This window comes from Aquimarina mytili (assembly GCF_016735115.1).
Classification (GTDB): domain Bacteria; phylum Bacteroidota; class Bacteroidia; order Flavobacteriales; family Flavobacteriaceae; genus Aquimarina; species Aquimarina mytili.
Genome location: NZ_JAERQJ010000003.1, coordinates 829,555 through 851,882 on the forward strand (window position 1 = coordinate 829,555; position 22,328 = coordinate 851,882).

17 protein-coding genes and 1 tRNA gene are annotated in these 22,328 nt (G+C 34.3%); 9 read left to right on the top strand and 9 right to left on the bottom strand.

The genetic code is table 11. The annotated features are described in order from the left end of the window. Nucleotide 1: 1 nt before the first annotated feature. The 5 genes from rseP (at nucleotide 2) to JJQ60_RS10960 (ending at nucleotide 11,654) form a co-directional block, all read left to right on the top strand. Nucleotides 2-1,324: an RIP metalloprotease RseP gene (rseP, locus tag JJQ60_RS10940; RefSeq protein ID WP_201919581.1), complete on the top strand. Its 1,323-nt coding sequence runs from the start codon at nucleotides 2-4 to the stop codon at nucleotides 1,322-1,324. Between the two features lie 94 nt (nucleotides 1,325-1,418). Next, a tRNA-Asn gene (locus tag JJQ60_RS10945) sits at nucleotides 1,419-1,492 on the top strand. 392 nt (nucleotides 1,493-1,884) lie between these two features. Further along, nucleotides 1,885-6,027 carry an ELWxxDGT repeat protein gene (locus JJQ60_RS10950; RefSeq protein ID WP_201919582.1) on the top strand — a complete coding sequence of 1,381 codons (4,143 nt, stop codon included), beginning with the start codon at nucleotides 1,885-1,887 and terminating at the stop codon, nucleotides 6,025-6,027. A 250-nt stretch (nucleotides 6,028-6,277) separates the two neighbouring features. Next, complete coding sequence (locus JJQ60_RS10955) at nucleotides 6,278-10,048, top strand: T9SS type A sorting domain-containing protein (RefSeq protein WP_201919584.1); 3,771 nt, start codon at nucleotides 6,278-6,280, stop codon at nucleotides 10,046-10,048. 532 nt (nucleotides 10,049-10,580) lie between these two features. Then, the gene (locus JJQ60_RS10960; RefSeq protein ID WP_201919593.1) at nucleotides 10,581-11,654 is read left to right on the top strand and encodes a hypothetical protein; all 1,074 of its coding nucleotides are present in this window, start codon (nucleotides 10,581-10,583) and stop codon (nucleotides 11,652-11,654) included. A gap of 76 nt (nucleotides 11,655-11,730) precedes the next feature. On the opposite strand, the gene JJQ60_RS10965 is transcribed toward JJQ60_RS10960, so the two are convergent. From JJQ60_RS10965 to JJQ60_RS10995, 7 genes are all read right to left on the bottom strand, one after another. Continuing rightward, nucleotides 11,731-12,570 (bottom strand): VOC family protein, encoded by an 840-nt coding sequence (locus JJQ60_RS10965; RefSeq protein WP_201919595.1) that lies wholly within the window; start codon nucleotides 12,568-12,570, stop codon nucleotides 11,731-11,733. A 68-nt stretch (nucleotides 12,571-12,638) separates the two neighbouring features. Further along, nucleotides 12,639-13,025: a thiol-disulfide oxidoreductase DCC family protein gene (locus JJQ60_RS10970; protein WP_201919597.1), complete on the bottom strand. Its 387-nt coding sequence runs from the start codon at nucleotides 13,023-13,025 to the stop codon at nucleotides 12,639-12,641. Nucleotides 13,026-13,052: 27 nt separating this feature from the next. Beyond that, the gene (locus tag JJQ60_RS10975; RefSeq protein ID WP_201919598.1) at nucleotides 13,053-13,721 is read right to left on the bottom strand and encodes an ABC transporter ATP-binding protein; all 669 of its coding nucleotides are present in this window, start codon (nucleotides 13,719-13,721) and stop codon (nucleotides 13,053-13,055) included. Further along, nucleotides 13,718-14,938, bottom strand: coding sequence for an ABC transporter permease (locus JJQ60_RS10980; RefSeq protein WP_201919599.1), 1,221 nt, complete (start codon nucleotides 14,936-14,938; stop codon nucleotides 13,718-13,720). The genes JJQ60_RS10975 and JJQ60_RS10980 overlap by 4 nt, the downstream gene beginning before the upstream one ends. A gap of 43 nt (nucleotides 14,939-14,981) precedes the next feature. Further along, the gene (locus JJQ60_RS10985) at nucleotides 14,982-15,347 is read right to left on the bottom strand and encodes a TfoX/Sxy family protein (protein WP_201919600.1); all 366 of its coding nucleotides are present in this window, start codon (nucleotides 15,345-15,347) and stop codon (nucleotides 14,982-14,984) included. Between the two features lie 3 nt (nucleotides 15,348-15,350). Beyond that, nucleotides 15,351-16,016: a DUF2461 domain-containing protein gene (locus JJQ60_RS10990; RefSeq protein WP_201919601.1), complete on the bottom strand. Its 666-nt coding sequence runs from the start codon at nucleotides 16,014-16,016 to the stop codon at nucleotides 15,351-15,353. A gap of 156 nt (nucleotides 16,017-16,172) precedes the next feature. Beyond that, entirely contained in the window at nucleotides 16,173-16,535 is a 363-nt protein-coding gene (locus JJQ60_RS10995) for a VOC family protein (RefSeq protein WP_201919602.1), read from the bottom strand. 103 nt (nucleotides 16,536-16,638) lie between these two features. On the opposite strand from JJQ60_RS10995, the gene JJQ60_RS11000 reads away from it, so the two are divergent. Beyond that, a complete protein-coding gene (locus JJQ60_RS11000) occupies nucleotides 16,639-18,036 on the top strand; it encodes a hypothetical protein (RefSeq protein WP_201919603.1) in 1,398 nt (465 codons plus the stop codon). A 1-nt stretch (nucleotide 18,037) separates the two neighbouring features. Here the strand turns inward: JJQ60_RS11000 and JJQ60_RS11005 are convergent, their stop codons facing one another. Next, nucleotides 18,038-18,748, bottom strand: a complete 711-nt coding sequence (locus JJQ60_RS11005) for a LytR/AlgR family response regulator transcription factor (protein ID WP_201919604.1) — start codon at nucleotides 18,746-18,748, stop codon at nucleotides 18,038-18,040. Next, nucleotides 18,738-19,700 carry a sensor histidine kinase gene (locus JJQ60_RS11010; protein WP_201919605.1) on the bottom strand — a complete coding sequence of 321 codons (963 nt, stop codon included), beginning with the start codon at nucleotides 19,698-19,700 and terminating at the stop codon, nucleotides 18,738-18,740. Before JJQ60_RS11010 ends, JJQ60_RS11005 begins: the two co-directional genes overlap by 11 nt. A gap of 290 nt (nucleotides 19,701-19,990) precedes the next feature. Between JJQ60_RS11010 and JJQ60_RS11015 the strand changes: the two genes are divergently transcribed. The 3 genes from JJQ60_RS11015 (at nucleotide 19,991) to JJQ60_RS11025 (ending at nucleotide 22,324) form a co-directional block, all read left to right on the top strand. Then, nucleotides 19,991-20,581 (top strand): hypothetical protein, encoded by a 591-nt coding sequence (locus tag JJQ60_RS11015; protein ID WP_201919608.1) that lies wholly within the window; start codon nucleotides 19,991-19,993, stop codon nucleotides 20,579-20,581. A gap of 186 nt (nucleotides 20,582-20,767) precedes the next feature. Continuing rightward, nucleotides 20,768-21,772, top strand: a complete 1,005-nt coding sequence (locus JJQ60_RS11020) for an SMP-30/gluconolactonase/LRE family protein (protein ID WP_201919610.1) — start codon at nucleotides 20,768-20,770, stop codon at nucleotides 21,770-21,772. Nucleotides 21,773-21,817: 45 nt separating this feature from the next. Beyond that, complete coding sequence (locus JJQ60_RS11025; RefSeq protein ID WP_201919612.1) at nucleotides 21,818-22,324, top strand: ankyrin repeat domain-containing protein; 507 nt, start codon at nucleotides 21,818-21,820, stop codon at nucleotides 22,322-22,324. Nucleotides 22,325-22,328 lie beyond the last annotated feature (4 nt).

The following is a 22,328-nucleotide window of genomic DNA, read 5'->3' on the forward strand; positions in this document are numbered from 1 at the left end:
TATGAGTCCATTTTTTGTAAAAGCAATTCAATTGCTGCTAAGTTTATCTATTCTAATTGTTTTGCATGAACTTGGCCATTTTATTCCCGCTAAGTTATTTAAAACAAGAGTAGAAAAATTCTACTTGTTTTTTGATATAAAATTTTCTCTGTTTAAGAAAAAAATAGGCGAAACTGTATATGGTATTGGCTGGCTTCCTCTTGGTGGCTATGTGAAAATTGCCGGTATGATTGATGAGAGTATGGACAAAGAACAAATGGCTGGACCACCACAGCCGTGGGAATTTAGATCTAAACCAGCCTGGCAACGTTTAATTATTATGCTGGGTGGAGTAACCGTAAATATTATTCTTGGGTTTTTGATCTATATGGCCATTATTTTTACATGGGGTACAGATCATGTAGGTATCGATGACCTCCCAAACGGGTTTGCTATAGATGAGTCTTTTAAACAGTATGGATTTGAAGATGGAGATCTAATCATAGCGTTAAATGGGGAAGAGATTGAAGATGTTATAGATGTTAATCATCATTTATTCTTAAGAGATATAAAAAATATTAGTGTTTTGCACCAAAACGGGCAAGAAGAAACCATTGCTATTCCTGAAGATATTGGAACGATTATGTTCGAAAAAGGAATTCGCAGACCTTTTATGCCTATATCCGCTCCTATACTTGGAGCAGTAGAACCTGAATCTGCAGCAGAAAAAGCCGGACTACAAGAAGGAGATAAGTTTATTAAAGTTAACGGAGAAAAAATCAAGTATTGGAATGATTTTATGCGCTTAAAAACAGCAGATTCTACCAATACAGCCGTACAGATTACCTATGAGAGAAATGGGCAAGAAAATACGGTGTCAATAACTCCAGATGAAGAAGGAATCTTAGGTGTTTATCCAAAAGTAGATTACAATATTAAACATAAAGATTATTCTTTGGTAGAGAGTATTTCTAAAGGTTTTGAATATGGATACTGGACATTACATGACTATGTAGCTCAATTTAAATATGTCTTTACCAAAAAAGGCGCAAGCCAGGTTGGTGGGTTTGGAGCGATTGGTAACCTTTTTCCAGATGCCTGGAACTGGAAAGCATTTTGGGGAACTACAGCTTTTATATCTATAATATTAGCGTTTATGAATATTTTGCCAATCCCAGCTTTAGATGGTGGCCATGTAATGTTTTTATTATATGAAATTATTGCTGGAAGAAAACCAAATGATAAATTTATGGAATATGCACAACTTGTTGGTTTTATTATTCTTATAGCACTATTATTGTTTGCAAACGGTAATGACATCTATAGAGCAATAACAGGAAAGTGATAAAAAATAAAAAAAATCTTTTTGAGAACTAAAAAATAGTATATATTTGCACTCGCAAAAAGAGAAAAACACTCTATATTTGCAAAACATAAATTCCTCCTTAGCTCAGTTGGTTAGAGCATCTGACTGTTAATCAGAGGGTCCTTGGTTCGAGCCCAAGAGGAGGAGCAAAGAAGAAGAAACGTTATCTGAAAAGATGACGTTTTTTTGTTTTATACCCTTTTGGCGGGTAAGTCTATTCTTGATAAGAGTAAAGCACAGGTATACTATTCTATATTTTGTAACACCTAGCACCATCCTAACCAATGCTTATAAATCACTTTGTAGGGGTGTTTGTATGGGTAGATATTTAGTAAAACAAAGTAAATACATTTTATTTTTGTCACACTTAAATCTATACCGTTTACTATCCTGTGAGCTCCTTTTTTTGTTATTGTCATGACATACCTTTTTACGTCTTTATTATTTTTTGTCGAAAAAAGCCAAATGAAAATAGGGTAATTAGGATTGTAGCTGTATAAGCTATAGAAAACGATATAATTCTTAAAAGCCCCTAATATATGAGACAAATTTCTACCCTACTAGTATTCCTTTTAAGTTATAGTCTTTTTGCACAACATGCAGAACTTGTAAAAGATATAAATCAAAATTTTACAGGCTACGCGTATGTAGAATACATTACCGAATTTAACGGAAAACTCTATTTTTTAGCTGATGATAGAATTCATGGAGAAGAACTATGGGTAAGTGACGGAACCACAGCAGGCACTCATCTTTTGGCAGATATTCGACCAGGAAGTTATAGTTCTAACCCAAAGGATTTTGTAGAATTAAACGGAAAACTATATTTCTCTGCTAGAGGTGCTCATATAGGTGCTGAATTATGGGAAACCGATGGAACCCCAGAAGGGACACAATTGGTTGCTGATATCAATCCACAACCAGGTAACGGAGGTGTTGGTAACCTCACAGTATTTAATAACAAACTCTATTTTAGCGCTAATGATGGTGTTAATGGAGTCGAATTATGGACCAGTGATGGAACCGCAGCGGGTACCACCATGGTAAAAGATATTTATCCCGGTTCGTCTAACAGTTATCCTAATGATTTTAAAATATACAATAACAAGTTATATTTTGAAGCAAATGATGGTGTTTATGGAGATGAATTATGGGTAAGTGACGGAACCGAAGCAGGAACACAACTAGTAAAAGATATTTATCCCGGTTCTAGAGGTTCTAGGGTTGCTGATATAGAAGTCTATAATGGAAAATTATATTTTCAAGCAGATAATGGCATCCACGGAAGCGAGCTATGGGTAAGTGATGGAACCGAAGCAGGAACACAACTGTTTAAGGATATTCAAGTTGGAGCATATGGATCAAACACTCGTCATTTGTACGTTTTTAATGGAAAATTATATTTTCAGGCTAGTGAACCTACCAATGGTAATGAGTTGTGGGTAAGTGATGGTACTGTATTAGGAACAACACTTTTTTACGATGTTAAAACAGGAGGTAGTGGAAGTCGTCCACAAAATTTTTCAACGTATAACAACAAAATGTATTTTGCCGCAGATGACGGAGTTCATGGGAATGAGTTGTGGGAGACCGATGGAACCATTGCCGGAACCAAATTGGCTGTTGATATTAATCCGGGATCAGATCGAAGTAATCCAATAGATTTAGTTGTATTTGACAATAAATTATTCTTTTCTGCCGAAGACGAAAATGCAGGTCTGGAATTGTTTAGTACAGACGGTACCGAAAGTGGCACCCAACAAATAAGCTATATCGATCAAGGAACAAGCAATAGTTCGATGAAAGATCCGGTAACATTTAACAACAAGCTACTTTTTGGTGCTCGTGATGGAATTAATGGAAATGAATTATGGATAAGTGATGGTACCGAAACAGGAACCCAAATGCTAAAAGACATTAGGGCAGGATCATATGCTTCTGGACCATCATACTTAACTGTATTCAATAACAAAGTGTACTTTGAAGCGAACGATGGTATTCATGGTAGCGAATTATGGGAAACCGATGGCACAGAAGCTGGTACAAAATTGGCGGTTGATATTATTGATGGAAATGTGAGTGCAGAACCAAGATATTTAACCGTTTTTCAAGGGGAGTTATATTTTACGGTTTACAATCCTACAGGTGGTCAAGAGCTTTTTAAAACGGATGGCACCAAAGCGGGCACCCAAATGATTGATGTTTTTAAGTTAACTTCAGGGGTGGCAAATATTTATGAAATAGTAGTTGTAAATAACAAGTTGTATTTAGCAGCTTCTACCCCTAACGATGGAACAGAAGTATGGGAAACTGATGGTACTGAGGCAGGCAGTAACATAGCTTTTGAAACAGGAGTAGGTATCGCATCTGGGTATCCTCGCCATTTAACTTCTTATAACGGAGAACTGTATTATTTTTCATATGACCCAACTACAACTGGTGGTGAGCTTTGGGCTTTTGACCCAGCAACAGATACGAATCGATTAATCAAAGATATTAATCCGGGTACTAGTGGTAGTAACCCTGAAGACTTATATGTGTTTAATGGAAAAATTTATTTTTCGGCCGATGATGGTATCCACGGAAGAGAATTATGGTCAAGTGATGGTACCGAAGCTGGTACTCAACTAGTAGCCAATATCCACGAAGGTAATTCTTCCTCATATCCTGGTTATTTTGGAGCACTTAACAACCGTTTATATTTTAGAGCTAATGATGGCATTCATGGTGACGAATTGTGGGAAACCGATGGTACCCAATCAGGCACCCGAATAGCGGCAGATATCAATCCAAGACAAAATTCAGGTTCTAGTGTAGATTTTTTAACAGCATTAAATAATAGATTATACTTTCGTGCCAAGGATGCGATACATAGTGATGAACTTTATGTATTTATTCCGTACGATTGCAACAGCCTACCTTCAAACAAATTATTTGTAAGTGAAACAGGAACTGATTCGGCCACCGGAACTTCCTGGAGTGAGTCTACTACCCTAAAACAAGCATTAAAAATCGTACAAAGTTGCCCTGCTGTAGAAGAAATTTGGGTGCAACAAGGAACCTATGTGCCCGGAAAAAATTCTTCGGATGCATTTCATATTCCTGATAACATAAAAATATATGGAGGTTTTAATGGAACCGAAACCATGTTATCTGAAAGAGATTGGGTAAACAATACAACGATTTTAAGTGGTGATATTGGTATACCAGGGGATGATGCAGGAAATTCAGAAACGATTATTAACATCGAGAATAGAGAAAATATACTACTCGATGGTTTTGTTATAGAAGGTGGAACCGCGACTATCGAAACCAACATCAACAGAACAACTGACACTAATGGAGGAGCAATTTATACGTCTGATTCAAATAACATTACCATTACCAATTGTATTTTTAGAAATAATCAGGCACAATTAGGTGCAGTGATGTATTCCGAAGGTTCTTCTGGCAACACTTCCTTTATCAATTGTTTATTTTATGATAATATTGCAACAGTAGAAAATCCTTTCCAAACAGGAACACAAAATTTACTATTTACCAACTGTACTGTAGTAAACAATACGGCTGCAGCTAGTTTTGGAATATTTGGAACAAGTACCGGAGATATTTCTTTGATAAATAGTATTGTTGAAGGGAACAATCCATTAAATTTCAATACAACCAATACGGGAAGTTTAACCGCAACCTATAGCTACTTAAAAGGAGAAAATCCTTCAGGCGCAGGAAACATTGATGGGACAACCGTTACCGATGTACTATTCAAAGATATTACAAACCATGATTTTTCGCTACAAGTTACTTCTCCATTAGTAGATCAAGGAAACAATACAGCGAATACCGAAGTCAAAGGACTAGGAGGAAATGACCGTATCATTGATGGAGATTTAAATACTACTGCAACCATTGATATCGGAGCTTTTGAATATGATCGATTAGATCAAAATATTACATTTAATGCTTTAGTCGAAGTAACATACGGAGATGACAATTTCAATCTATCTGCTAGTTCTGATTCAAGTTTACCCATTATATATAATAGTTCGGATACCTCTGTTGCAACCATTTCTGGAAACACCGTGACTATTGTAGGTGTAGGAACAACAACTATTACAGCTAGTCAGGTAGGAAATAGAGATTATAAACCTGCAACAGACACTGACCAAGCATTAATAGTAAATCCAAAACCTATTACCGTAACGGCTGATGCAGGACAATCTAAAGTATTTGAAAGTATAGAGCCTATACTTACGTACTCTATTACTACAGGAAGTTTAATCGGGAACGATGTTTTAATCGGAACCTTAGAACGAGAAGCTGGAGAAGATGCTGGGTTATACCCAATCAATCAAGGAACATTGGATCACCCTAATTACAATATTACTTTTAAATCGAATGATTTTGAGATCATCAAAGAAATTCAAGAAAATTCAGATACTGAGGAAGGTCCTATCAGTTTATACCCTAATCCAACAGTACACCAAATTCAAATTACTGAAATCCCATCAAACAATCGCATATCGATTTACAACGCAAATGGAAGATTAGTAAAAAGAATATTAGATTATTCAAAAGAAGAAACTATAAACGTAGCAACATTACCTTCCGGAATGTACATGATAGAAGTCTTGTTTTTTGATTTCAAAAGAAAAAAAATCCTAAAGAAATTCATTAAAAATTAAGCAAAACTGATTACATTTAAAGACACTTCTTAAGAAGGAATTTAAATTCGAAACGTCATCTTTTAAGGTGACGTTTTTATTTTTATTACTCTAACCAAAAGTTTATTTCAACTGAAGAAAAAGTTGACTAAAAGCAATATAATTCTGGGAGCAATCAAGTTGATGCCAAGAATTTGTTTTAATTTTTTGTTAAATTTTACTTAAAAAACCTACTTTTGCAAAAATCGAAATGATCTAAACACCTACTTGAATGAAAAAAACATTACTTCTTTTATTTATGCTTTCTATCAGTATGATGAATGCACAATACAATACTGATGCCCCCTGGATGAAAACTATTCAAACTAAGAAAAAGAATAGTACAAATTATCAACCCACATTCACAGAAATCCAAAATGCCTTTAATCAATATTGGGAAACCAGAGACCCTAGTAAAAAAGGAAGCGGATATAAACCCTTTAAACGTTGGGAATATATATGGGAAAATGTAGCAAACGCTGAGGGATATTTGCCAACTTCAAAAGATAAATGGATCTCATGGCAAAATAAAACAAATACTCAAAAAGCAATTGGTACTAACGATTTAAGTGACTGGAAGCCGTTAGGGCCATATACGCACACCAATACAGGGTCTTGGTCCTCTGGGCAGGCAAGAATTAATGTAATTTATATAGATCCAAGTACTTCGACAACATGGTATATTGGAACTCCAGCAGGGGGATTATGGAAATCTACAGATTCTGGTGCCAATTGGGCACCATTGACTGATAATTTACCGCAGATAGGTGTTTCAGGAATCGCTGTTGATTATTCGAATTCAAATATTGTATACATAACCACAGGTGATGACGATGGAGCAGACACGCAGAGTGCCGGTGTTTTTAAATCAACAGATGGAGGCGCAACATGGAATCAAACAGGATTAAATCCAGATAACACTCCTTTTTCGATGAATGAAATCTATATGCATCCCACAAATTCTAATGTTTTATGGGTAGCTACAAGTTCTGGGCTTTTTAAAACTATAGATGCGGGAGTTTCTTGGACGAATACATTACCTGGTAATATAAAAGATCTCAAACTTAAACCAGGAGATCCAAACACCATCTATGCCGTTACTCCTAGTCAATTTTTTAAATCTGAAAATGGAGGGGATTCATTTACTCTGATTACAAATGGAGTACCTACTAATGGAAGTAGAATGGTAATTGATGTAACTCCAGCCAATGCAAATTATGTATATATTTTAAGTGCAAATGCAGATCAATCCTTTCAAGGAGTATATCAATCAACAGACAGTGGTACTTCATTTTCGATTAGAGATGCAATTGTTGATCCAGCACTTAATCCCGATATCTTAGAAAGCACGCAAGCATATTATGACCTTGCCTTAGGTGTATCTGATACAGATGCAAATGAAATCTATGTTGGTTGTTTAAATGTTTGGAAATCTAGCGATGGAGGAACTAATTTTACAAAGTTGAACGAGTGGTCAGAACCTTCGGCTGCGGCTTATACTCATGCCGATATTCACATGATACGCGCATTTAATAATACTATTTTTGTTTGTTCTGATGGAGGAATATATTCTTCAACTGATGGTGGAGTTAACTTTACAGATCATACCGCAGGTATCCAGGCTAGTCAATTCTACAAAATTGCGGTTTCTCCTAAAAACGCAAACAAAATGGTAGGTGGGCTTCAAGATAATGGAGGACATGCATACAATGACGGAGACGGTAACTGGTTAAATTATTACGGTGCTGATGGTATGGATACTGCCATCGACCCTATAAATGACGATCAATACTATGGATTCATTCAAAATGGAGGATATTTATTTATATCTGATAATGCCGGAAGCAGTGCAACAAATTGGATAGAGCAACCTGCAGGTTCTTCAGGTAAATGGGTAACGCCATTGGTCTCAAATTCTAATGGGCAAATCTTTGCAGCGTATAATAAGTTATACCGCGTAAATGACGTAGAAGATGGTTGGATAGAATTAGCAGATATAGGAATCGCCGCAGATCAAATAGAAATTGCCCCTTCAGACGATAATAGAATATATATTGCTGCAGGTGGTGTTCTTAAAAGAAGTGACGATGCCGGTAGAACCATAACAGATATTTATAATTTTGGTGGGATTAAAGGAATAGCCGTACACAGCACCAACCCTGATATTGTATGGGTTACAACAAATAATAGAGTATTTAGGTCTGATGACGGAGGAAGCAGCTTTAATAACATAACAGCTAATTTACCAGTAAACGACAACTACTTTTTTCTAAACGATATTGTACATCAAGCAGGAAATGAGCAAAATCCAATTTATGTTGCTACCAGTATAGGCGTATACAGAACTGTGGATGATGGAAGCTGGACACCATTTTTTAATAATTTACCTACTACTATTGTAAATGACTTAGAAATTAATATCCCAGACAACTCTATTACTGCAGCGACTTATGGAAGAGGTATTTGGAGATCATCGCTTCCTACATGCACCACTTTAACGGCTAAAAAAGAAGCATCAATTGATGGTAGCTCTTCACAAACCGTATCCTCTACAATTGAACTTTGTACAGGACAATCGGCCAAACTAAATCTAAACATCACTAGTGGTAGTAATCCAACATACAACTGGACAGGACCCAATGGTTTCTCAAGTACTAATGCTTCAATTTCTTTTGATAACATAACATTAGACCATGTTGGTACATATACTGTTGTAATGGATGCTCCAAGTACATGCGGATCTGCAGAATATGTTTTTTCTATAGATGTTGAACAAGTGGGGATCCAACCAAAAAGCAGCAGCCTTACAGGAATTTGTGTTGAAGAATCTGTAGTCTTAACGGCGACAGGTAGTAATTTAGGTTATAAATGGTATGATACAGATGCCGGAGGCGAAGTTATTGCCACAGGTGATTCATTTACAACCCCTGTACTTACAGAAGATGTTACTTATTATGTTGCTGGTGCTTCTTCAATAATAACAACAGAAGACATTCCTTCTCCAGGAATTAATACCGCAGAAGATTTTAATTTCCCGCAAGGTTTGGTTTTTAATACAAATGATGATATTGTTTTAGAGTCTTTTATGGTCTCTGCAATGTCTGAAGGAAATAGAACTATTGTAGTTCAAGATGAACTAGGAAACATAATTGCATCAACATCAATTAATATTCCTGAAGGAGAATCTAGAGTTGCTGTTAATTTTGATATTCCGAAAGGGAAAAATTATACAATTGCACTTACAGGAGATTTGATCGAAATGCGAAGAACACGTTCTGGAAATGGAGTCAGCTATCCATACACGTCGCCTTCTGATATAGTTTCTATTATTGGCAGTACAGTAACCAACCCAGGTTTTTATTATTTCTTCTATGATTGGACATTTACCTCAAAAGGTGGACGCTGCGAATCTGTGAGAACACCTGTTACTATAGATGTAAACAAAAACGACATAAGCGAAATAACTACATATGCGATTGATGCTAATGAAGGTATTTCATTAAATAATGAAGATGTAATAACCATTATCGAGGGATCTAATTTATCCCTTAACCTTAATGGTTCTACTTTTGACGGAACTCTAGAATGGACCTCTCCTACAAACGAAGTCTTTACAGGGAATAATGTAACCCTTGAGAACATAAAAAACAATGCCTCTGAAGAAGGAAGTTGGTCTGTAAAAGCAAATTTTGTTTCAGATTGTGGGCCTTCAACGCAAACAATCACGTTTGACGTTAAGGTAAAAGCAAATCATCCTGAAGGCATAGCGATGTATCCTAATCCTGCAAGTGATGTTCTTACAATCAATAGTAATGATGATTTTGAGAATACAACAGTAACAATCTTCGATATGCAAGGAAGAGAGATTAGTAATATCGTAAATGTTAATCAGGTACATTCTGATGAACTAGAATTGGATATTAGAGGTTTAGCTGCCGGTTCTTACTTCATAAAAGTTGAAACGAATCAAACGCGAGTAACCAAGCGAATCTTAAAACAATAAACACTTTGTGTTTACATTAATAAAAAAGCCAACTAGATCTAGTTGGCTTTTTTATTATCCAGGAATGCAACGGCTATTTCTTGATTTTTAACCACTACTCGTTACAAACAAGCAACAGTAACACACTAAGATACAATGAGCGTACTCATAACGGGCTTTAGGGTGTTTATGTACAGGCTACAGACCGTTCGTATATACCCTCCAGGTCGTTTTGAACGGGTTATTGACCGTTAGCTACCCCCCAACAGGGTGTCTTGACACCCCCTTATACCCCGTCTCGACACCCCTATACATAGTTTGATAACACCCTGTTGACCGTCTCGAACACCCTAACACCTTTATGAAAATACCTTGTACCTCATTTTGGACATAAAAGTGGCATTCAAGTAATTCACGGCACCATCTATTATTCACAAAAAGATGATATTCATCTCAATCATGTCAAAAATTATCAGTTTTTGACAAGTCAATTTTTTCTATCATGTATTTATTTTGCATTTGGAAAAATGTAATACCCCATAAAATGTATCTAATGAAAAAAGTAATCACATTATTAATTTTATTTTTAAGTATTGTTTCTTGTAGCTCGTCTGATGACAATGCAGCCGCTGCTGGAACTGGTATTATAATCGATGCTAAAGATTTTTTTACAGAAATTAACGAAAACCCTGAAAAAGGTCTGAGTTTAGGAACCATCGAGGCATCTGTTAATCAAGGAGAGTTATCGTTTGCAATCGATAAGCAATCTCCTGAGGGAGCCTTAGAATTAAATGAAAGTACTGGTGAGCTTCAAGTGATTAATGAAACACTATTTGATTATGAACTACATCCAGAATTAACTGCTACTGCCAATATTTCTAGTGGAGGTACTACAGAAACTATTGATATAACTGTAAGTTTAAAAAACCTAAACAATTGCTTCATTTCTAAAATTAGTACAGGAACAAAAAGCAACCTTATTGAAGAAAGATTCTACGATGATCAAAATCGTATTTCTATAGTGAAAAAATATGTGAACGAAGGTAGCACTCTTGTCACCACTCACACATATACTTATGAGACAGATAAAATAACGGTAAAAAACTTAGAGCATCGCAGAAATTATGAATGGGATAGCAAATACACCTTAAAAGATGGCTTAGCTATTGAAATGGAAGAACTTAAAATACCTGATCTCAGATTAGAATATGACAGGACTCAAACCTGGGAGTATGACGAAAACAATTTTATTATCACAGATAATACTGTAGATCAGAGATATGCCGGAAATATTACTGCAACAGGCTTTAATTATATAATTGAAGATGAAAATTTATCAAAATCAGTAGTAATTGCGGTTGTAAATACAAATTCTACTACAATCACTTCAGAATATGCCTATGACTCATCTTTAGAAAATAAACAAAACTATGGAACACCATTCTTAGGGAGAGCCTATAAAAACCTGGTTACAAAACAGGAAAGAACAACTAAAGATATGGATGACAATATTACTGATCAGCGTACTCTAGAATACTCTTATGTTCTTAATAATGAAGGATATATCGTAGAAGAAAAAGTTGGCGATACGACCATTTATTATGAATACTTCTGTATTGAAGAATAAAATAGTATGCAAGATAATACCTAACGCTAATGGCTGAAGCTTGAAAACGAGTCTCTGCCATTAGCTTTTTTAATCTTTATCCTTTCTCCATATATATTTGATAAGGAAAGCTAGAAAAGTTATACTTTTTATATCCATGACCAGCAATGGTTGTTTCTGTTTCAAACACATTAAATCTTTTTTGAGCACCCGGTTTTTCTCCCCAAACTCTTTTTGGCAAACAAAGTAGTAATCCATTTTCATTACCCATTGCCCACCAAAAATTACTCGTCTTTGGATATACTTCAATTCCTAAATTATTATGGATATCATGTGCCTCTTTTTCTTGATCATCTACAACAAAACCTATTTCACTTACATTTAAGATATCACGTGTTATAAACTCACCTTCTGCTCCATTTTTTAAATCATGCCGTGCAATATATTCTAATAGATTACCCGCTGGATCCCAAAAAAAGACAGAGTGCGCGTTCCAATTTCTAAAATGTCGCACATCATCAGGAAATCTAGTGTCTCTTAATCGTTGTGGAGTGAGAATTAATGTTGTTCGCTGTAACTGCCAAGTTCTGGCCTTTAGTATTTTATTTTCAGGAATATTAAATGCGAAATGATACCAGGGGTTGCCCATAACTGGATCTATCTTTACAAAAGTGATCGTAGATACTCCGGCAACAAATGTAACTTCTGAATCTTTTTCGTTGTCAACCTCTAATCCCAGTTTTCCAACATAAAATTCTTTCATTACTTCTAAAGAAGCACTGGTTAACAATCGAATATTCTTAATAAAATCAAATTGAAAGGGTTTTACTTTTGAAGCGTTATCTTGATTGAAAGTAAAACAAAATTCAGGATGTAATGCGATGAGCATCATCCCAAGAGAAGAATCTTTGATAAATTTTCTTCTTGTGGATTCCATACCTTAATATATAATCCTGAATGTACACCGAAATATGAAAATCCCCTATAACATTAACTTGACTATAACTATCTAAAATTAATCGTACAACTTTTAGATTGCCCAAACCATTTTACACGATTACGCGATGCCAGGTTGTATATTGAATCTCGTACCATTCTAGGAACAAACGCAAGCAAAGCGGCAACAAGTTTCCATCTCGGAATTTTAGATACAATTTTTAAAAAACCATCTGAATGTGTATGCGGTCCATTCTCATCAATTAGAATCACAGTTTCTAATCGCTGTGTCGGAAAACCAAAATGCTTCAATATTTGTTGCCCTCTTGGAGATTGAAAGGGTATAAACTCAAAAATCTCAACAGGTGCAAATTTCATTAACCACCCTACTACACCGTTACACAAATTACATTCTCCATCAAATATGATTCTATTTTTTCCTGATTGATTTTCCATTTTATTGATTTTTAAAATGTTATATATCTATAGTCGAATAGAACCATCAATCATTTCAATAGTTTTGTCAGAATTTTGATAAATTTTGGGATTATGAGTTGCTATAACTACTGCTTTCTCTTTACTTGAGGTAATTTCTTTTAGCAGATCGAATGTCATATCGCTATTTTTTTGATCCAGGTTTCCGGTAGGTTCATCTGCTACAATAAGAGCCGGATTATTGATTAATGCCCTCGCAATAGCTACTCGTTGTTGCTGTCCTCCAGACAACTTATACGATGGCCGTTTTGTAAAATCCTGCATCCCCAATTCTTTTAATAACAACATGGCATCATACTTAACTTCTTCTTTGGTTTTATTACCTAATTTCATAGCCGGAAGCATAATATTTTGAAGTACACTAAACTCTGGCAACAAATAATGAAACTGATATACAAAACCTATATGCTTGTTTCTAAAATTAGTAAGTTCAGTTGCAGATAATTCTTTTATGTTATGATTGAGTATTTTTAACTCCCCTTCAAAATCTCTATCCAAAGTAGATAAAATATAAAGCAATGTAGATTTGCCACTTCCAGATTCGCCATAAACAGCTGTTAATTCTCCGGGAGCAATTTGCAAAGACACCTCTTGCAAAACTTGATGTTTTTCTGGTTCATAGAAATACTTATTTATATGTTTTGTTTCAAGAATCATATCCCTCTTATTATGGTTACCGGATCTACCTTACTTGCTTTTTTTGACGGAAAATATCCAGCGAGAATTGTTGTCAAAACTCCAAATACGATTCCCATAACATAATAGATCAATTTAAAATTAATAGGATATGTATCTACAATAATAAAATCTGAAGTATCCAAAGGAGTAGTAGAAATCATATAACTTATCAGATATCCCAGCCCCGCACCAAACAAAGCACCCAATACACCAATACCGATGGATTGTACCAGGAATATAAAAATGACATCTTTGGCAGAATACCCTATCGTTTTTAATACTGCGATGTCTTTTCGTTTATTCACTACTGTAATATTTAAAATATTATACATTCCAAATCCCGCAACAAGTAGCAGCGCAAAAGAAACCGACCAGGTGAGAATATCCCGAACTTTATTACCAATCACAATAGTTTTGTTTGCGTCCTTCCAGTCTTCGATCAAAACCTTATCGATATGTTGAGACAATTCAGTTTTTAAACGGATATCATCCCTATCTTCTAATTTAATATGAACATGGGTAATCGCGTCAGGTTGTCCTAATAAATTCTGTAATGTTTTGGCAGGAAAATAGGTTCGCACATTGTCTATTGTAGTGATTCCGAAACTAAATATGCCTGCTACATTAAGATGCTTACTTTTTCCATTAGGTAATATCATTTTTAATTGATCTCCTACTGATACTTCTAATTTTTTAGCAAGACTTACCCCTAACAAAATTGCATTATCATCGTCTAAAAGACTCCCAAATCCTTTACCTTCAATTAATCTGCGTTCTAAATTCACCATTTTCTTTTCCGAAGAAGGAAAAACTCCATTAATACTACCTGGCAATTGCTTGTTTTCGCTAACTAAAATAGCCGGAGATATAATTTGATGTGCAAAAGATTGCACATTTTCTTCTTTTGAAAGAAGATGATTGATCTCGTTTACTTTTTTAAGTGAATTGATGCTTACTCCAAAAAGTTGTTTAGAAGTTGATTTCTTTTGTTTTGCACTAACAATAATATCTGGACTACCATTAAAAACGGCATCATCAAGAAAATCATTAACCCCTGTCATAAAATTAATCATGACAATAAATGTGGTTACACCAAGCATTACTCCCAGAGTAGCCAGGAAACTTTGCTTTTTTCTTGCCAGAAGGTATTGAAAAGCAATAAATACATTAGTAACAGTAATGACATGTTTAGACATACCTCATAGGTCGAGAAAGTCTAAGAAGGATTACAGAAACTCGCTACGACTTTCGTTTCTTACTCCTTTTAGCCAAAGGATTAAAATCCAAACATAGTTGCAGCCAGTACTCAAGATCTTGATCTAAATCAAAACCATCAGCAGTTACAAAAACAAAACCTTTCATGGGCCGACCTGTAAAATCCATAGGCAGACATCCTTCTTTTTTCATGGCTTCATCAATGGCATCTGGTCCAATTCTAGCCATCAACAAATCCATTTCTTTTTTCTTATCAAAATGAATCCCACAACACATTTTATCATTTACCATAAAACAAAGACCTCCCATCATTTTCTTTTCATAGAAATTGGCTTTCTTTTCTCTAAAACGTTGACGTATACGATCTGCAATAAACTCATTGTATGCCATAATTTATTGAATTGCTTTGGTTAAATATTCATTGATGGGTCTCATGATTGTCCAGTACTCCATCAGTACACCAATCAAAGTCTTGCTGGTAATCAAACCAGGAGCCTCTTCGCCCACAAAATAAAACTGCTTATTGGCTATTAAAGGTTCTTTTTCACATGCTACTTTCCATTCTTTTGGGATTCTCTTCATGGTTTCGCCTCTAATTTCTCCAAATTTTTGAACAAAATCCTTGTTTTCTATGAGCCGTCTCAATCCCGATGGATCTTTATCCAGTGTTTTTCTTATTTTTTCAAGTTGTTCTTTTGAAGGCCCAAAACAACCCCCCATAATTCCGACCATTTCAGGAGAAAATCGTAAAAAGATCCCCGGAAAACTTTTGTCTTTGCGCCCACCTCTGGAAATAAAAGCGGTAAAATGAAGATTATAGGGTGATTTGTCTTTCGAGAATCGAATATCTCTATTAATGCGAAGTATACAATCCTTGGGTTCGATTTGCAAATTTGCATCATATTTTTGAATCTCCTGAATCATATCACCTATAAAGGTTGTAAACGGTTTCTTTACACTTGATTCGTATCGTTTCTTATTGGCATGAAACCATTCTTTATGATTATTTTTTGCTAATTCTTTGAAAAAAGCACTAAAATCTTCTGTAAAGTATTGCATAGCTTAAAGGTTTAAGAATAATAATCCAGAAAAAAGTAAGTTCAGTAGTCAGTCTGAGCCTGTCGAAGACCCTTCTTGATATCGAAAGGAAAAAACTTCGACAGCCTCGATTTGACATTTGCGCATACTTATAGGCGTTTTTAAAATACGAAACTCTTACTTCATAGAATGAAACGCAACTCTATTTCCTTCTGTATCCAGAAAAATAGCCATAAAACCGTTTTCGCCTAACGATGTTTTGGGCATGAGTACTTTTCCGCCTGCTTTTTCTACACGAGCCAAGGGCACAGAGAGATCATCTCCTCCATTAAGATACGCAAAAGTACCTTCTTGAGAGGGTTTATTACCATTTCCGTGCGTAACACAACCGCCTACTCCTCCATCTTTATAAGGAAAAAAGGCCATCTTAAAATCCATTTCCATAGGTTGTAATTCGGCATCTAAAAGCTCGTTATAAAATTTTACTGCTCTTTCAAAATTTGTGCTTGGTATTTCAAACCAACTAATTGCATTAGACATACTATTTTATTTTTTTGATTAATAACTATTCAAAAGTAAATGATCTTATGCATCAAAAAAATTATATTTTTGAAAAAACATAGGTTTCTAAAATTGGATCTTAATGAAAAAAAGTGAAGAACTATTTTATCTAATTAAATCATTAACCAAAAATGAAAAGCGTCATTTTAAACTGAGTGTTCAAGGAAGTGAATCGGCTGAATATCTTAGTCTATTTGATGCTATTGAAGCTCAAAAAGAATATGATGAAACTAAAATTAAGGAGCTTTTTAAGGACCGAGCATTTGTGGTACAATTAACCACCATAAAAAACTATTTGAAACACCGTATTTTACAATCCCTAAGAACCTATCATTCGCAAATTTCAAAGAATGCCGAACTTATAGACATTATCCGAAATGTAGAGATACTTTTCCACAAAGGACAATATAAAATATGTGAAAGCGAATTAAAGCGTGCAGAGAAAAAAGCAAAAAATTTTCAGCAAGATCTATTACTTTTTCATATACAGGATTGGAAAAGAAAAGTACATCAGGTAATGCATCCACAAGATTTTGAAACCATAAAAAATATTGCTCAAAAGCAAAAAAATACTCTAAAATCAACCAATGAATATATTGATCTACTTCTTGCCAATATAGATCCTACTCAATTTTCTCTATCTCATAAAAAGAGTGTTTCATTGCAAAACAAAACGCTTAAAACACTCCATAAATATAGGAAATTGCTCATTTCTAAGGATCACGATAAAGCCAAGCGAACCATAGAAGAATTAATTAAAGAATGGGAACAATATCCAGAATTGATGAAAGAATTTTTTCCAATGTACTTTTCGGTGAGTAATAATCTTCTCGGGTTTTTAGTATTTAAAAAACAGTATAAAGAAGCATTTGTCAGGATTTTGCTTATCAAGCAAAAAGCGCTTGAGATAGAAACGATTTCGGCAGCCTTTATCAAAGAAAAACTTAGATTGTATAATATTGAACTCGAAATCCATAGGAATTTAAGAGGACTGCATACGACTCATGAAATTATTGATGAAATTTTGAGTTTTACTAAAAATCATGAGACCTTAGTTCCAGACAACTACAAACTTTCATTCTCTTTTCAGTTTGCTACTATCTATTTTCTAAAAAAAGATTATAAAAAATCGTTACACTCGATTAACAGAATCTTGAACAATCAAAGTAAAAAAGACCGACAAGATCTCATTACTTATACGTATTGGCTCAACTTGCTAGTACATTACGAACTTGGCAATGGGTTCGCTCTAAGATATTCAATAGATACTATTAAAAAACGAATAAAAAAATACAAAAACATAGTTTCCTATGAAAAAATATTATTGAAATTTTTATCCAAAACTGTGGAATTTTCAGCTTTAGAAAAAAGAGATGCTTTTGAACATTTAGAAGAACACTTACAAGAGCACCCCATTCCTGAAGATATTCTGGATTATATAGATTTTAATACCTGGATCCAACAAAAATACTCACTCTAATTTAGTTATGATGCCTTTGAGACATTACACTAAAAAAGGTGTCTTTGTAGGTGTTTCCTATAGATAATTGTTGATCTAAAACCTCAACATAATCATTGCCATATGCCTTTATTTTATCTATAGAAATGATATAAGACTTATGAATACGAATAAACTGATTAACAGGTAATATTTTTTCTAAATCAATAAGTTTATGATATACCACCAGATGCTTTTGTTCTAAATGAATCTTAACATAATTACTTAGGCCTTCTATATAAATAATTTCGTCATAATTAACCTTCACATTTTTTCGGTCAATTTTAAAATATTCATATGTTTTTGAAATTGTTTCGGGCTTAGTATAATGCGTTATTTCATTTTTGCAACTCACTTTATTGACGGCTTTTAAAAAGCGTTCAAAAGAAAATGGTTTCAAAAGATAATCTACCACATCAAGCTCATATCCTTCCAGAGCAAACTCTCGATAAGCGGTAGTAATAATGGTAGCCGGAGGATGAGACAACGTTTTTAAAAAACTTAGACCCGTGATTTTTGGCATTTCGATATCTAAAAAAAGAATATCTACCGTATGCTCCTGAAGTATTTTTAAAGCTTCCATAGCATTATCACAGATACCTATCACTTCTAGATTTGGTGTATCTGCAATAAACCCTTTCACAATATTTTGTGCTATAGGTTCATCATCAACTATGAGACATTTAAGATTCATTCTCAACTAATTTGATCTTCAGTTTAACGATAAAAGCTTCATCAGTTTTATCAATTACAAGTTCTTTATTATCACCATACAATAAGTCTAGTCTTCGGGATACATTTTGAAGTCCTAACCCTCCTCCATTATGATGCACATCTTCTATCTTAGAAATGCTATTCTCAATACTAAAAGATAGTATATTTTTAGACGTTTTAATCCGAATAGTAATCCATCCTTTTTTAACTTCATTTTTTAAGCCGTGTTTAAATGCATTCTCTATAAATGGAACTAAAATTAGAGGAGGAATTTTGATCCCCTCGATATCGCCTTCTACTTTATAATCAATAACCACTCGTTTCTCAAAACGTTCTTTTTCTAATGCAATGATATTTTCTATCAACATTAATTCTTTACTCAATAATACTTTTTTGACATTAGACTCATATAGTGTGTAGCTAAGTATGTCTGAAAGTTTTAGAATAAGCCCAGGTGTCTTTTCCGATTTTTCTAAGGCCAATCCATAGATGCTATTTAAGGTATTGAAAAGAAAATGAGGATTGGTTTGAGATCTCAAAAACTTCAATTCTGCATTGGTTTTTTCTTGTTTTAGTATTTCAGTTTCATTACGTTGTTTATACCAATCCATGAATAATTTAAATCCTGTGGTGTATGCCACAGGTGATATTATGATAAGTACCGCCTGAACCAATTTTGAAAAATTCCATGGATTAACTTTATAGCCATCCATCCATTGTGGGAAATATTTCGGAAACCCCCAATACAATACAAAATAACGATGCCCTATTGCTAATATTAAGAGTACAAGAATTAAAATCGCAAAGTACGATAACAACCTATTTTTATATAAAAACTTCGGAATCAACAAAAACCAATTGACATAAACAGCAATAAATCGCGAAGGCAAAAAGAGTAACTCATAAATAAGTGCATCTTTGAAAGAACCCATATATCCCCATTCTGACATTACAAACGAGGACATGACTACAATCCAAAATAAAATGTGATATGTTATATGCTTAAGATTCAAAATTCAAATCAATTAACTAACAAAGCTAGTATTTATATTGCCTTTTTCTTTTCTTTTTATGTCTAATGCTTGAGAACTTATGTTAAATCAAAAAACTTCCGGTAGCATAAAAATTTCATAAACATGCAATGCAAGTATTTTGATTGATGTAAAACTAATTATTTACATGCTAAACTTTAATACTTTTCGGACATATAAAATATCCTGACATGAAACTTATTTTTTATACGTTACACATTGTATTGATTTCGTTAACAGTTTTACAACATGTAAGAGCACAAGAATCAGAAAATCCACTAGAGTTATTCTCTTACTATATTGGAACCTGGGGACCTACTCCTAATGATATCATGGTTAGAAAAAACCCTAAGATGATTGATTTTAAAGTAATATCTTTTGAATGGGGACATGACAAAAAAGTAATTCGATCTACTACAGGAATATTTTCAGATCATGAAAACAATGTTTTTTCAGAAGGAATAATTACTTATAACCCAAACACTAAAAAGATAGTTTGGTTAGAGTATCAAATTAAGAATGAAATACTTTTTGAAGGAGAATACCATTCTTTGGGAGATCACAAAATAGAACGCGTTTATACGGTATATTATGCTAAAGATTATCCTGACATTCCTAACCCACAAGTTAAAGGATGGACTCGAAAATATCGAGAAACTTTTACTCCAACTTCTGATACTACCATCAATTGGTTAACCGAAACATGGATAGATGGAAAATGGATTAGGCAAGGACAAAACAATGGAGATTTTAAGGCAGTAAAAGATAAATCATCCTACTAGCACCTATGTAGTTATTCCAAAATGTTTGATTTTTTATGTCTAATATTAAATAACTTATGTTAAATACGAAATTCACCATTAACATAAATACTATAAATGTATGCAGAATACTTCTACCCTTTGATATAAAAAAGATCCTGATCTTAGTAATCTTATCTACATTTAAATGAACCTAAATGTATAAACATGCAATCAATCCCGTCTTTTGCAATCATTATTTTATTTAGTATTGGTTTTATTTTTAAAGTACCAGCCCAAAATTTAAATAATAGTAACATTGCGTTTACCGTTCCTGAAAAAGATTTACTTCCGGAAAGTATCGCATACGATTCAATCAAAAACGAATTCTATATAGGGAGTACCAGAAAAGGAAAAATCATTAAGATTTCAAAAGACGGTTTACAAAAGGATTTTATCTTACCAAAACAAGCCGGGTTATGGATGATTATAGGAATCAAAATTGATGCAAATCGTCGTCATCTTTGGGTCTGTAGCTCTGGCGGAGATAACCTGATAGGATATACCCGAAAGGATGATAAAGAAGGAAGACCTTCGGGTATTTTTAAATTCAACCTAGATACCGGTAAGCTGATTAAAAAATACGTTTTAGATATCCCCGGAGAAGTTCATTTTTTTAATGATTTAGAGATCACCAAAAGTGGAGATGTGTATATCACCCACATGTTTTCTGAGCATGCGTTATACAAAATTGCACAAGACAATGATCAGTTAAAAAAAGTTATGGTATTTGACGATATTAAGTATCCCAATGGATTAGCATTATCAAATGATGAAGCCAAACTCTACATCGCACACTCTGATGGAATTTCTGTTATGGATTTGGCTGATAAAAACATCAATATCATTGGGCTGCCAGAAGGACTAAAAATTGCTCGTAAAGAAAGTATCGATGGTCTATATTTTTACGACAACTCTCTTATTGGAATTCAACCCGATATCAATACCGTACAACAGCTAGTCATGAACAAATCTGGCACAGAAATTATTGAAGCCCGGCCCTTAGAAATAAATCATCCCATGATGAATAACCCGACCACTGGAGAACTAGTAAACGACATGTTTTACTATGTTGCCAATGCTCAATTTGGAAGTTTTAATGAGGATGGATCTCTATTTTCAAAAGAAAAACTATACGAAGTCTGTATTCTAAAATTGCACTTAAAAAAGTAATCATCAATCAATCATCAATCAATCATCAATCAAAAAACGAACATCATGAATAGAAAGCAATTTTTAACAGCTGGTATTACAACAACAGGGTTTTTAGTTGTATCCCCAACCTCAGCTTTTGCTAATCAAATACAGGATGGGGCTCAATTGGATAAAAAAGTGGTCGCCGAATTTGTAGGTGCGGGTCACGGAAAAGTTGAAAAAGTAAAAGAACTACTTGAAGAATACCCTACACTCCTTAATGCGGCACACGATTGGAAGCATGGAGATTTCGAAACTGCCTTAGGAGCTGCAAGTCATGTAGGACATTTAGAATTAGCCCAATATCTAATCGATAAAGGGGCACAAGCCAATATATTCACCGCAGCTCTTTTTGGCAGAATCGATATCATAAAACCCATGTTAGATCTTTTTCCGAGTGCGCTTCATGCAAAAGGGCCTCATGGATTTACATTATTACATCATGCAAAAAAAGGAGGCGATACAGCAAAAGAAGTTACTGAGTATCTTACTTCGCTTGGCGCAAAAGAAACCAAAATCGCTTTGTATTAAAAAA